Here is an 11,991-nt window from a genome sequence, read left to right as displayed (position 1 = left end):
CATCCGCGTCTGTTTCCGTCGACCCTCCCACCTTGCGCCGCCGGGGCATTCCCCCGGCGGCGTTTTCTTGTGTGCGGGTGGGGGCCGCCCCGCCCGGGGGGGGCCGGTCCGAGGGCTTGGCTCAGCGCCGCAGGTACATCTTGCCGATGCCGTTCAGCGCCGCGAAGAGCTGGTCGAACTGCGCCTTGAAGGCATCCCAGCCGACCGCCGTGGTGGCCGCGGACACCGCGGCGTGCAGGTCGCCCAGGGGGGTGCGGCCGTCGATGCGCGCCAGCATCGGCCCGGCCAGCCGGGGCAGGGCCAGCGACAGCCCGCCGCCGGGCAGGTCCGCTTTCAGGCTCGCCCCCGGCCGCAGGCCGCGCGCCAGCGCCGGTCCGTCGAGGTCGCGCAGCACCGGCACGGCGTCGGGGCCATCGGCGACGGCCACCGCCGTTCCCGCGCGGGCGCGGGGCACCAGATAGGCGACGTGCTTGGTCATGCTGCCGCAGACCTGTTCGGTCCAGGCCGCCCGCTCCACCCAGTCCAGACCGTCCAGCCGCTTCAGCAGGCGCGGATCCTTCACCCAGTGGGCCGGCTCGTAGCGGGCGGGGTCGACCAGGGCGCTGAGCGCCAGCCCGGCGGCGGCGGCCAGCCCGGCCAGCTCGGGCACCGTGTAGGGGCGGTCGCGGGAGTGCAGCAGCAGATCGTAGAGGTTGGCGTCGGCGCCCTGGTGATCGGTGATGAAGGGGTTGTGGGTCAGCCAGTTGGTGGCCGGCAGGTGGCCAAGCAGGCGGCGCGCAACGGCGACCTGCTCGGCCGGCGCCAGCCCCGCGGTCATGGTCCGCAGCGCCGCCTGGAGCGGGTAGACGCCGGTGCGCCCGAGCGGCGCGTAGACCATGAGTCCCATGCCGCCGCCCGGGTCGAGCGCGCCGGCCAGCGCGCGCAGCCCGGCCGCCGGGTCGTCCAGATGGTGCAGCACGCCGCAGCAGTCGATGTAGTCGAACGGCCCGAGCCCGGCCGCGTCGAGCAGCGAGCCCCGCCGGAAGGTGAGGTTGACCAGGCCGCGCACCTCGGCGCGGGCCCGCGCCACCGCCATCGACGCCTCCGACAGGTCGAGATAGGTGACATGGCCGGCCTGGCCGGCGTCGGCCATCTGCTGGGCGATCATGATGGTGCCGTCGCCGGTGCCGCCGCCGGCCACCAGGACACGCAGGGGCCGCTCGCGCGGCCAGCGGCCGGCGAAGACGCAATGCACCACCTCGTCGAGGTGGCTGGGCGAGCCGGTGATGAGGCGCTTGCGCTCGTCGGCGGGGTCGCGGGCCGGGTAGGGGAAGGCCTCGTACTGGTCGCGCAGGGCGTCGATGCTCATGGAGGGCCGGGCGTCGGTTGCGGGAAAGGTCGCGACGATAGCACCGCCGGGCGGCCGGCTTCCAACGCCGATGCCGAAGCGGCGGCCCCTCAGGCGCGCTGCACCGGCGTCAGGCGCCATTCCGCCCAGCGCACCAGGCGGGCGATGGCGAAGTTGAGGACGAGGTAGATGGCGCCGGCCAGGAGGAAGATCTCGAACACGGCGAAGGTCTGCGAGATCAGGCGCCGCGCCAGGCCGGTCACCTCCAGCAGGGTGATGGTGGAGGCGAGCGAGCTGGCCTTGACCATCAGGATCACCTCGTTGCCGTAGGCGGGCAGGGCCTGGCGCACGGCGATCGGGGCGATGATGCGGCGGAACATCAGGACGGGCGACATGCCGCAGGCCCGGGCCGCCTCGACCTGGCCGTGCGGCACGGCGAGGATGGCGCCGCGCAGGATTTCGCTGCCATAGGCCCCGGTGTTGAGCATGAGGGCCAGCACCGCGCACCAGTAGGGTTCCCGCAGCACCACCCAGGCGGCGCTGTGGCGGATCGCCTCGAACTGGCCCAGACCGTAGTAGATCAGGAAGATCTGCACCAAGAGCGGGGTGCCGCGGAACACGAACACGTAGGCCCGCGCCAGCCCGTCGGCGACCCGGTTGCCCGACAGCCGCATCAGCGCCGTGCCGGTGGCCACCGCGATCCCCAGGATCTCGGCGATGGCGACCAGCTGCACCGTCAGCGGCACGCCCGACAGGAGCGTGGGCAGGCTGTCCCACATCAATTGCCAGTTCATCGCCTCACGCCCTCCGCACGCCGCGCATCGCCTGGCGTTCGGCGCGCTCGAACAGGGCGGTGGAGACGGTGCTCAGCAACAGGTACAGGACCGCCGCGGTGGCGTAGAACAGGAACGGCTCGCGGGTCGAGCCGGCGGCCACATGGGCCATGCGCATGATCTCCGCCAGGGCCGTCACCGAGATCAGCGACGTGTCCTTCAAGGTGAGCTGCCAGACGTTGCCGAGCCCCGGCAGCGCGTAGCGCAGGGTCTGCGGCACCAGCACCCGGCGCAGGATCAGCCAGCGGCTCATGCCGCAGGCCTGGGCCGCCTCGATCTGGCCGTGGGGGACCGCCAGCACGGCGCCGCGGATCACCTCGGTCGAATAGGCGCCGGAGATCAGGCCGACCGCCAGGACGCCGACGGAGAAGGCGTTGACCTCAATGTAGCCGTCGTAGCCGAAGACCCGGCCGACCGCCATCACCATGCCGCTGCCGCCGAAGAACAGCAGGTAGATCACCAGCAGCTCCGGCACGCCGCGGACCACGGTGGTGTAGAGCTCCGCCAGGCCGGCCACCGCCAGGTTGCCGGCGAGCTTCGCCGCCGCGCCCAGCGCGCCGAACAGCACGCCCAGCAGGAAGGCCGAGACCGACACGGCGATCGTCATGGCGGCGCCCATCAGCAACTGGTCGCCCCAGCCGCGATCGCCGAAGGAGAGGAGTTCGAGCATCTGTCAGGCCCGCCGTGACCGCCCCGGCCCCGTCGTGGCGGGGCCGGGGCGGCGGATCGTCACTTCACGGAAATGTCGAAGCCGAACCACTGCTCCGACAGCTTGGTGATGGTGCCGTCGGCGTTGGCCTCCTGGATCGCCGTCTCGAACTTGGCCTTGAGATCCTGGTCGGCCTTGCGCAGCCCGACGCCGACGCCCTCGCCCAGCACGCCGCGGGCGAAGGACGGGCCGAACGCGACCAGGCCGGCTTCCTTCTTCAAGATCTCGCCCAGCGCCGATTCGTCGCCGAGCACCGCGTCGAGACGCCCGTTGGCGAGGTCGATGCCGGCCTCGTCCAGCGTCCCGTAGGTGCGCAGCTCCACGTCGGGCAGGTGCTTCTCCATCAGGTTGGCGTGGATGGTGGCCGTCTGCACGCCGACCGTCTTGTCCTTCAGCGCCTCGGCCAGCTTGGCGATGGCCGCCTCCTCGGCGGCATCCACCGCCTGCAGGTCGATGGCCTTGACATCGACCGCCATGCCGGTGAGCGCGTTGTCCTTGGTGGTGGCGAGGATCGCCGGCTCGGTCCCGTAGGGACCCGCGAAGTCGATCACCTGCTTGCGCTCGTCGGTGATCGACATGCCCGCCATGATGGCGTCGTACTTGCCCTGCTGCAGGGCGGGAATGATGCCGTCCCAATCCTGGGCGACGATCTCGCACTCGGCGTTCATCTTCTTGCAGAGGTCGCGGGCGAGGTCCATCTCGAAGCCGATCAACTCGCCCGACGGCGATGTGGCGTTCCAGGGGGCGTAGGCGCCCTCGGTGGCGATGCGGATCTTGGTCCAGTCCTTGGCCTCGGCGGTCCCGGCGGCGGCGGCCGTCAGGAGGGCGCCGAACGCCAGCGTCGCGATGGTCTTGTTCACGGTCCTCTGCCTCCTTCGTGTTCACGGCCCCGCCTTCGGAAGGGCCGGTGGGAATGCGTCCATGGTGTCCGGGGGGTCAGCCCGCCAGGTGGCGGGCCAGGAACTGCCGGACCCGGTCGGACTCCGGGTCGACCAGCACCTTGCCCGGCGGCCCCTGCTCCTCGATTCGGCCCTGGTGGAGGAACACCACCTCGGAGGCCACCTCGCGGGCGAACCCCATCTCGTGGGTGACCACGATCATCGTCGTCCCCTCCTCGGCGAGCTGCCGGATCACCAGCAGCACCTCGCCCACCAGTTCGGGATCGAGGGCCGAGGTCGGCTCGTCGAACAGCATGACCTTGGGCTGCATGGCCAGCGCCCGGGCGATGGCGGCGCGCTGCTGCTGGCCGCCGGAGAGCTGGACCGGGTAGGAATCGGCCTTGGCCAGGATGCCCACCTTGTCGAGCAGGGCCCGCGCCCGCTCCACCGCCTGCGCCCTGGGCACGCCCTGGACGTGGACCGGCGCCTCGATGACGTTCTCCAGGATCGTCATGTGGGTCCACAGGTTGAATCCCTGGAACACCATGCCGAGCCGGGTGCGCACCCGTTCCACCTGGCGCGGGTCGGCGGGGACGGTGCGCCCGGCGCGCGTCCTCTTCAGGCCGATGGTCTCGCCGCTGACGGTCACCCGCCCCTCGTCGGGGACCTCCAGCATGTTGATGCAGCGCAACAGCGTGCTCTTGCCCGAGCCGGAGGAGCCGATCAGGGCGATCGCCGCCCCCTCCCGCGCCGTCAGCGACACACCCTTCAGCACCTCGAGGGCGCCGAACCGCTTGTGCAGGTCTTCCACGGTGACGGCGACCGGGGCATCGGTCGCAGGCGGGGGGTGGTGATGCATACCGGACATGCGCCAAGTTGGTCAGACCTCAGGCTAGACCGGTAAGCCCTCGCGCGCAAAGCGGATTTTCGCGGTGCACCCGGTCACCACAGCAACAGGACGAGCACCTGCGGCGCGAGGATCCTCAGGCACATGACGAGCGGGTATACGGTGGCGTACGCCAGTGCCGGCGCCTCCGACGGGCTGAGCGCGTTGGCGAAGGCGAGCGCCGGCGGATCCGTCATCGAGCCCGAGAGCATGCCGCACACCGTCAGGTGGTTCATCTTGAAGGCGGCGCGGGCGACGAACCCGACGATCAGCAGCGGCACGAGGGTGATCACCGCCCCGTAGAGCACCCACGACGCGCCGTCGCCATGCACCAGGGTGTCCACGAACCGGCCGCCCGAGGTCAGCCCGACCACCGCCAGGAACAGGACGATGCCGATCTCGCGCAGCGCCAGGTTGGCGGCGGGGGGCATGAACCAGACCAGCGGGCCGATGTGGCCGATCCGCGACAGCACCAGGGCGGCGAGCAGCGGCCCGCCGGCCAGCCCCAGCTTCATCGGCGCCGGCATGCCCGGGACGTAGAGGGGGATCGACCCGAGGACCAGGCCGACGGCGATGCCGATGAACACCGGGATGAACTCCACCTGCTGGAGGCGGCGCTGGGAATTGCCCATGAGCTGGGCCACCCGGCCGAGGTCGGCGGGCTTGCCGATCGCGGTGAGGATGTCGCCGAACTGCAGCTTCAGGGACGCCGAGGGGACCAGCTCGACGCCGGCGCGGGTGACGCGGCTGATCACCACGCCGTAGCTGTCGGCGACGTCGAGCTGGGCGATCGACTTGCCCAGCGCGCGGTCGGCGGTGACCACCAGGCGCTCCCAGCGCATGTCCGTCCCCTTGGTGGTGAGCGTCACCTCCGACTCCGTGCCGAGCCGGCCCTTGAGCTCCTGAAGCCGGGGGCGTGGTCCCACCAGGTGGAGGATGTCGCCCAGCGCCAGCACCGTGCCCGGCTGCGGCACCTGGAGCGTTCCCGCCCGCATCATGCGCGACGCCACCACCCCCTGCTCGCCGCGTCCCAGAAGGTCCTGCACCGTCCGCCCGGCGGCGTCGCGGTTGCGCACGGCCACGTCGAGCGTCTCCAGGCTCGCCACCTCGGCGCGCCGCTGCGCGTCGTAGGCGGCGGCCTCCCGTGCGGTGTCGATGCGGAAGACGGCGCGCAGCACCGCCATGGTCAGCAGGATGCCGGCGATGCCGAAGGGGTAGGCGACGGCGTAGCCCAGGCCGGGCAGCAGCAGGTCGCCGGGCGGCGCGCCGACGGTCTGCAGGATCTCCTGCCCGGCCGCCAGCGACGGCGTGTTGGTCACGGCGCCGGAGAACACGCCGAGCACCGCCGCCAGCGGCGTGCCGGTGACGAGATGGACGGCGGCCGCGGTCAGCGCGCCCATCACCACGATGGCCGCCGCCAGCGCGTTCAGCCCGAGGCCGGCGCGCTTGAGGGCGGAGAAGAAGCCGGGGCCGACCTGGATGCCGATGGTGTAGACGAACAGGATCAGGCCGAATTCGCGGATGAAGTGCAGGACGTGGTGGTCGAAGGCGATGCCGCCGGCGGCCGTGACGTGGCCGACGGCGATGCCGGCGAACAGCACGCCGCCGATGCCCAGGCCGACGCCGCGGATCCTGACCTGGCCGAGCGCCAGGCCCGCGATGGCGACGAGGCTGAGAACCAGCATGACGCGGGCAACGTCGGAGAGGCCGGCGAAGAGGTCGAGGAGCGTGGTCATGGCGCGCGGGTCCGGGTCGTTCCGACGGTCGGTCGACCATCAATGACGGGACACCGGGTCGAGGACAACCGGCGCGTGGCCGCCGGCGCGGGCGTCACCAAAATTTCGCCACGATCTGCCCCTATTCCCTGGGTCCGAGGGACGGCGCCAAGCGGTTCCCTTGCAACCGATGGACTTCGATCACATCGGAGTTCACCCCGGCCAGACCCCGGCCGGGGCACAACGGCCACCGCGCGAGCCCCCGTTGCGGTGGCCGTCCCTTTTCCGGGACGCGCCGGTGCGGCGCGCCGGCACGCCCGGCGACGGGTCAGTCCGGGTCGGCGTCGTCCGCCATCTCGTCCGCCAGCTCGCCGGCGAGGTCGGCGAACAGCCCGGCGTCCACCGACAGACCGTTGGCTTCGCTGATCCGCACGAAGATTCGGTAGGCGTGGAGGATGGCGACGTCGAGCACCGCTTCGTCGCCCTCCTCCTCGAACTTGTCCTTGATGCCACGCTCGGCCAGCGTGCTGGCGATGTCCTGTTCGGCCGCCTGCAGCACGGCCTCCATGGCACGCTTGTGTAGGGTCGACATGGCTCGATGCTCCTTCGCTGATCCGGCCCCGGGGACCGGTCCTTCACTGTAGTGGCGATTCGTGGCGTGGAAAGGGCCGGCCGGAGTCCGCTGGGCGGGCGGCCGACCCGGGGGCGGCGGAGGTCTAACGCTCCTGCGGGGCGGCGTCCAGCATCACCCGCGCGCGCCCGAACCGCATCGTCACGGTGGTGCCGCGCCCCTCGGTGCTGGCGATCGACAGGGAGCCGCCGTGCAGCTCCATCAGGTTGCGGCTGATGGCCAGGCCGAGCCCGGTGCCGCCGAAGCGGCGCCCGATGGAGGCGTCGGCCTGCTGGAACGGCTCGGTCACCCGGAGCAGGGCGTCCGTCTCGATGCCGATGCCGGTGTCGCGCACGGTGACGGTCAGCCCGCCGTCGCGGTCCACCGCCGCGGCCACGGTGACGCTGCCGCCGGCCGGCGTGAACTTCACCGCGTTCGACAGCAGGTTCAGCAGCACTTGGCGCACCGCGCGTTCGTCGCCGAACAGGTGGGGCAGGGCCGGCGGCACGTCCAGGCACAGCGCCACCTCGCCCTGGGACGCCGCAGCCGCCGTGACCGAGAGGCTGGATTCCAGCACGGCGGCGAGATCGAGCGGCCGCTCCTCCAGGGTGTAGCGGCCGGCCTCCAGCTTGGACATGTCAAGGACGTCGTTGATCAGATCCAGCAGATGGGTGCCGCTGACGCGGATGTGGCCGGCGTACTCCGCGTAGCGCGGGTTGCCGATGGGGCCGAACACCTCGTGCATCATGATGTCGGAGAAGCCGATGATGGCGTTCAGCGGGGTCCGCAACTCGTGGCTCATGGTGGCGAGAAAGGCGCCCTTGGTGCGGCTGGCGTCTTCCGCCTCCTCCTTGGCCTGGGCCAGGCGCTGCGCCGCCAGCACCCGGTCGGTGACGTCGCGGGCCAGGAACAGGACCGCCGGGCGGGGCGCCACGTCGACCGGCAGGGCCGCCGTCCGCCCCTCGAACCAGCGGCCGCCGGACGCCGTTCCGATGCGGTACTCGACGCCCTGGGCGAGGCCGGTCGCCAGGGTGCGGCCGATCGCGGCGTGGAGGCGGGCCGCCACATCGGCGGGCAGCATCTCGTCCAGGCGGCGGCCGATCAGATGGTCCGCCGGGGCCACCAGCGTCCGGCCGTCACCCGACGCCAGCACCTCGCGGTAGCGGCCGTCCGCGTCGATGATGAAGGCGATGTCGGGCAGCGCGCCGATCAGGGCGCTCAGCCGGGCTTCGCTGGCGCGCAGCGCCTCCTCCGCCTCGTGGCGCGCGGTGATGTCGCGGATCACCCCGAGGACGCCGTCGTCCTCCAGGCGCACCGCGCTCATCTCGCACAGCATCGCCGAGCCGCCGGCGTGGCGCAGCACCACCTCCCGCCGCAGCAGGCCCTCCCGGGCCAGCGCCGCGAAGGTCGCGCGGGCGGCGTCGCGCTGGTGGCGGTCGGCGGGCAGGATGTCGTCGAGCGTGAAGCGGCCGAGGCTGCCGCGGTCGAGGCCGAGCATGTGGCACGCCGCCGGGTTGGCCTCGGCGAAGCGGCCGCCGCCGTCGAGCACGAAGATGCCCTCCATCGCCGCGTCGAGGTAGGAGCGCAGGCGCGCCTCGCTGTGGCGCAGGCTGTCCTCCATCGCCTTGCGCTCGGTGATGTCGCGGGCCTCCGGGATCAACAGCACCACCGCGCCGGTGTCGTCGCGGATCGGCTTGACCGAGAAGTCCAGGATGTGCACGCCGTCGGCCATCAGGGGGCGGGCCTCGAAGCGCACGAAGGCACCCGCCGCCGCCTCGGACACCGCCTGGCGCAGCCGCTCCGCCCCGTCCGGGCTGCGCGCCCAATGGGGCAGGTCCCAGACGAACCGGCCGATGATCTCCTCGGGCTTCAGGCTGGTGAAGGCGCTGATCGCCGCGTTGACCGCCAGCAGCCGGCCGTCGGGCGCCAGCAGGCCGATGAACTGCGACGCGCTGTCGAAGATGGCGCGGGCGCGCCGCTCGCTGGCGGCGAGGGCGGCGGCGGTGGCCTGGAGCCGGGCGAGGTAGCGCAGCAGCAGCGCGGTGAGGGCGATCAGCAGGGCGAGGCCGCAGATCAGGGCGAACACGCGTTGCGCGGTGCCGGTCCTCCAGTTCGCGAGGTAGTCGTCCTCGGCCAGCCGCACCGCCACCATCAAGGGGTAGCCCGCGACCGACCGGATGGTGGCCACCCGGGCGCGCCCGTCGACCGGCGAGTCGCCGGTCCGCGTCACCTGGACGGTGCCGTCCAGCGCCTTGGATATCCGTTCGGCGAAGCGCTGCGGCGTGGCCGTCGCCGCCTCGTCGTGCGGGTGGCGGGCCAGCGCCACCCCATCCCTGTTCCACAGGCTGATGGCGCCCTGCGGACCGACGTCGAGGGTGCCGTAGTACTGTTCGAAATAGGCGAGGTCGATGGCGACCCAGACCACGCCGGCGAAGGCGCCGCCGTCGCCCTCCAGGCGGTGGCTGACGGCGACGAACCAACCGCGCCCGACCCGGCTGGCCAGGGGCGGGGAGATCCGGGCACCGGCCCGGGGGTCGTCGCGATGGACGCGGAAATAGGGGCGGTCGGCGACGTCGAGGCCGAGGCTCGAGCGATCCCGGATGGCGTCGAACCGCACCCGCCCCTCCGCGTCCACGACGATGACCGTGCGGAACGCCGAGGTGTGGCGCAAGACCGCCTCCGCCTCGGCGCGGATGGCGTCGTCGGGAATGACGGTGCCGCGAAGCCGGGGACGCAGCGCCTCCGCCAGGGTGGCGACGCTCAGTTCGGCCGTGGCGAAGGCGCCGCGGGCGTGGGCCTCCAGCGCGCTGGCGAGGTTCTGCGTCTGGCGCACGGCGTCCGCCTCGGCGCGGGCGCGGCTGCGCACCACGTCGAGCGTGGCCAGCCCGGTGAGGCCCGCCACCACGAGGGCGGCCAGGGCCAGCAGCACGGCGCGGATGCGACGGAAATCGGAGGCGTTGGAGCCGGACGCGGCGGCCAGGCGCAGGACCGGGATCGGCGGGTCGGGGAGGGCGGTCACGGGCATGGTGGGGGACGAGCGGGCATCGGCCCCACTCTATCCCGTCGCGACCGCCGATGCACGGTCCGCACCGTGGAAAAGCGCCGGCGCGGCGGGCCGGGTCGGCGCGTTTGGGGCTCGACAAGACGGGCGCTTGCGGGCATCAAGGCCACCACGCAACCGGGGACCGCGCTGATGGAGTTCCTGCAGGATCCGCTGTTCATGACGCTGCTGTTCGGGCCGCTGGTGCTGTGGCCGACGGCGCGCATCCTGCGCCGCGCCGGCTTCGCGCCGGGGTGGGCGGCCCTGGTGCTGGTGCCGGTGGTCGGCGTCCTGGCGGTCTATGCCGTGCTGGGCCATCGCCGGTGGCCCAACCTGCCGGCCCGCCGGCCGCGGCCGGCGCCCAAGCCGCGGCGCACGCTGTGAGCGGGGGCGCGCGATGAGCGACTGGTTGGCCGCCGCCGTGCCGGCGCTGGAGCCGTGGCAGAGCGGACTGATCTTCGCCCTCTACCTCACCTACAAGGTGGTGCTGGGGGGCTGGATCGTCGCCAAGGCCGGGCGCAGCCCGATGTGGGTGCTGGTGGTGCTGATCCCGTGGGCCGAGGTGGTGGGCATCTGGGCCTTCGCCTACGCCCGCTGGCCCTTCCTCGACGCCGTGGCGGAGCGCGACGGCGAGGCGTGACGGGTGCCGCCGCGCCGCCCTTGAAGCCCGCGCCGACACGCCGTACTGTCGCCGCTCCCGACCTTCCTTCGGCGTGAGCGAGTCCCATGAGCGGTGCGACCGGCAAAGAGATCAAGAAAGTTGTGCTCGCCTATTCCGGCGGCCTCGACACCTCGGTCATCCTGAAGTGGCTGCAGGAGACCTACCGCTGCGAGGTGGTGACCTTCACCGCCGACCTCGGCCAGGGCGAGGAGCTGGAGCCGGCGCGCAAGAAGGCCGAGATGCTGGGCATCAAGCCCGAGAACATCTTCATCGACGACCTGCGCGAGGAGTTCGTGCGCGACTTCGTCTTCCCGATGTTCCGCGCCAACACCGTGTACGAGGGGGTCTACCTGCTGGGCACCTCAATCGCCCGGCCGCTGATCGCCAAGCGCCAGATCGAGATCGCCAACCAGGTCGGCGCCGACGCCGTGGCCCACGGCGCCACCGGCAAGGGCAACGACCAGGTCCGCTTCGAGCTGGGTTACTACGCGCTGCGCCCCGACATCAAGATCATCGCGCCCTGGCGCGAGTGGGACCTCACCAGCCGCACCAAGCTGATCGACTACGCCGAGAAGAACCAGATCCCGATCGCCAAGGACAAGCGCGGCGAGGCGCCCTATTCCACCGACGCCAACCTCCTGCACATCTCCTACGAGGGCAAGGCGCTGGAGGACCCGTGGGTCGAGCCCGACGAGGACATGTACACCCGCTCGGTCGCCCCCGAGGCGGCGCCGGACACCGCGACCTATGTGGAGGTCGAGTTCCGCCGCGGCGACGCGGTGGCGGTGAACGGCACGCCCATGACGCCGATGCAGGTGCTGACCGAACTCAACCGCCTGGGCGGCGAGAACGGCATCGGCCGGCTGGACCTGGTGGAGAACCGCTACGTCGGCATGAAGTCGCGCGGCGTCTACGAGACGCCGGGCGGCACGGTCCTGCTGGCGGCCCACCGCGCGATGGAGAGCATCACCCTGGACCGCGGCTCGGCCCACCTCAAGGACGAGCTGATGCCGCGCTACGCCGAGCTGATCTACTGCGGCTACTGGTGGAGCCCGGAGCGGCTGGCGCTGCAGGCCCTGATCGACCAGACCCAGGAGGTGGTGAACGGCACGGTGCGCCTGAAGCTCTTCAAGGGCAACATCATGGTGGCCGGGCGCAAGTCGCCCAACTCGCTCTACCGCATGGACTACGTGACCTTCGAAGAGGACAGCGTCTACGACCAGAAGGACGCCCAGGGCTTCATCAAGCTGAACGCCCTGCGCCTGCGCCTCGGCGCCATGGCCCGCCAGGGCCTGAAGTAGGCCGCAGCGGGGCGGTGCCGGGCCGGTTGCC

At 72.0% G+C, this 11,991-nt stretch carries 11 protein-coding genes; 3 read left to right on the top strand and 8 right to left on the bottom strand.

Going from position 1 to position 11,991, the window contains the following annotated elements:
• Window positions 1-121 precede the first annotated feature (121 nt).
• From AC6H2I_RS00845 to AC6H2I_RS00810, 8 genes are all read right to left on the bottom strand, one after another.
• Window positions 122-1,348: a class I SAM-dependent methyltransferase gene (locus AC6H2I_RS00845; RefSeq protein WP_497498598.1), complete on the bottom strand. Its 1,227-nt coding sequence runs from the start codon at window positions 1,346-1,348 to the stop codon at window positions 122-124.
• A gap of 89 nt (window positions 1,349-1,437) precedes the next feature.
• A complete protein-coding gene (locus AC6H2I_RS00840; protein WP_497498597.1) occupies window positions 1,438-2,121 on the bottom strand; it encodes an ABC transporter permease in 684 nt (227 codons plus the stop codon).
• A 4-nt stretch (window positions 2,122-2,125) separates the two neighbouring features.
• Entirely contained in the window at window positions 2,126-2,830 is a 705-nt protein-coding gene (locus AC6H2I_RS00835; protein WP_497498596.1) for an ABC transporter permease, read from the bottom strand.
• Between the two features lie 59 nt (window positions 2,831-2,889).
• Window positions 2,890-3,729: a transporter substrate-binding domain-containing protein gene (locus tag AC6H2I_RS00830; RefSeq protein WP_497498595.1), complete on the bottom strand. Its 840-nt coding sequence runs from the start codon at window positions 3,727-3,729 to the stop codon at window positions 2,890-2,892.
• A gap of 76 nt (window positions 3,730-3,805) precedes the next feature.
• A complete protein-coding gene (locus tag AC6H2I_RS00825) occupies window positions 3,806-4,606 on the bottom strand; it encodes an ABC transporter ATP-binding protein (RefSeq protein ID WP_497499000.1) in 801 nt (266 codons plus the stop codon).
• 83 nt (window positions 4,607-4,689) lie between these two features.
• A complete protein-coding gene (locus AC6H2I_RS00820) occupies window positions 4,690-6,369 on the bottom strand; it encodes a putative transporter (RefSeq protein ID WP_497498594.1) in 1,680 nt (559 codons plus the stop codon).
• Window positions 6,370-6,676: 307 nt separating this feature from the next.
• Window positions 6,677-6,940 (bottom strand): hypothetical protein, encoded by a 264-nt coding sequence (locus tag AC6H2I_RS00815; protein ID WP_497498593.1) that lies wholly within the window; start codon window positions 6,938-6,940, stop codon window positions 6,677-6,679.
• Window positions 6,941-7,064: 124 nt separating this feature from the next.
• Window positions 7,065-9,983, bottom strand: coding sequence for a PAS domain-containing protein (locus tag AC6H2I_RS00810; RefSeq protein ID WP_497498592.1), 2,919 nt, complete (start codon window positions 9,981-9,983; stop codon window positions 7,065-7,067).
• 168 nt (window positions 9,984-10,151) lie between these two features.
• On the opposite strand from AC6H2I_RS00810, the gene AC6H2I_RS00805 reads away from it, so the two are divergent.
• The 3 genes from AC6H2I_RS00805 to AC6H2I_RS00795 all read left to right on the top strand — a co-directional run bounded on the left by AC6H2I_RS00805 (window position 10,152) and on the right by AC6H2I_RS00795 (window position 11,960).
• A complete protein-coding gene (locus AC6H2I_RS00805) occupies window positions 10,152-10,382 on the top strand; it encodes a hypothetical protein (RefSeq protein WP_497498591.1) in 231 nt (76 codons plus the stop codon).
• A 13-nt stretch (window positions 10,383-10,395) separates the two neighbouring features.
• A complete protein-coding gene (locus AC6H2I_RS00800; RefSeq protein ID WP_497498590.1) occupies window positions 10,396-10,638 on the top strand; it encodes a hypothetical protein in 243 nt (80 codons plus the stop codon).
• Between the two features lie 86 nt (window positions 10,639-10,724).
• Window positions 10,725-11,960: an argininosuccinate synthase gene (locus tag AC6H2I_RS00795; RefSeq protein ID WP_497498589.1), complete on the top strand. Its 1,236-nt coding sequence runs from the start codon at window positions 10,725-10,727 to the stop codon at window positions 11,958-11,960.
• Window positions 11,961-11,991 lie beyond the last annotated feature (31 nt).

The sequence above is a fragment of the Azospirillum sp. NS33 genome (assembly GCF_059703765.1).
The sequence above is the reverse complement of the archived record's forward strand: the minus strand, read 5'-3'. Positions and strand labels throughout refer to the sequence as shown.

What these genes read in the sequence shown, in the direction of transcription:
- AC6H2I_RS00820 (WP_497498594.1), bottom strand. Translation starts at nt 6,369, where the DNA reads ATGACCACGCTCCTCGACCTCTTCGCCGGCCTCTCCGACGTTGCCCGC.
- AC6H2I_RS00835 (WP_497498596.1), bottom strand. Translation starts at nt 2,830, where the DNA reads ATGCTCGAACTCCTCTCCTTCGGCGATCGCGGCTGGGGCGACCAGTTG.
- AC6H2I_RS00845 (WP_497498598.1), bottom strand. Translation starts at nt 1,348, where the DNA reads ATGAGCATCGACGCCCTGCGCGACCAGTACGAGGCCTTCCCCTACCCG.
- AC6H2I_RS00795 (WP_497498589.1), top strand. Translation starts at nt 10,725, where the DNA reads ATGAGCGGTGCGACCGGCAAAGAGATCAAGAAAGTTGTGCTCGCCTAT.
- AC6H2I_RS00825 (WP_497499000.1), bottom strand. Translation starts at nt 4,606, where the DNA reads ATGCATCACCACCCCCCGCCTGCGACCGATGCCCCGGTCGCCGTCACC.
- AC6H2I_RS00805 (WP_497498591.1), top strand. Translation starts at nt 10,152, where the DNA reads ATGGAGTTCCTGCAGGATCCGCTGTTCATGACGCTGCTGTTCGGGCCG.
- AC6H2I_RS00840 (WP_497498597.1), bottom strand. Translation starts at nt 2,121, where the DNA reads ATGAACTGGCAATTGATGTGGGACAGCCTGCCCACGCTCCTGTCGGGC.
- AC6H2I_RS00810 (WP_497498592.1), bottom strand. Translation starts at nt 9,983, where the DNA reads ATGCCCGTGACCGCCCTCCCCGACCCGCCGATCCCGGTCCTGCGCCTG.
- AC6H2I_RS00815 (WP_497498593.1), bottom strand. Translation starts at nt 6,940, where the DNA reads ATGTCGACCCTACACAAGCGTGCCATGGAGGCCGTGCTGCAGGCGGCC.
- AC6H2I_RS00800 (WP_497498590.1), top strand. Translation starts at nt 10,396, where the DNA reads ATGAGCGACTGGTTGGCCGCCGCCGTGCCGGCGCTGGAGCCGTGGCAG.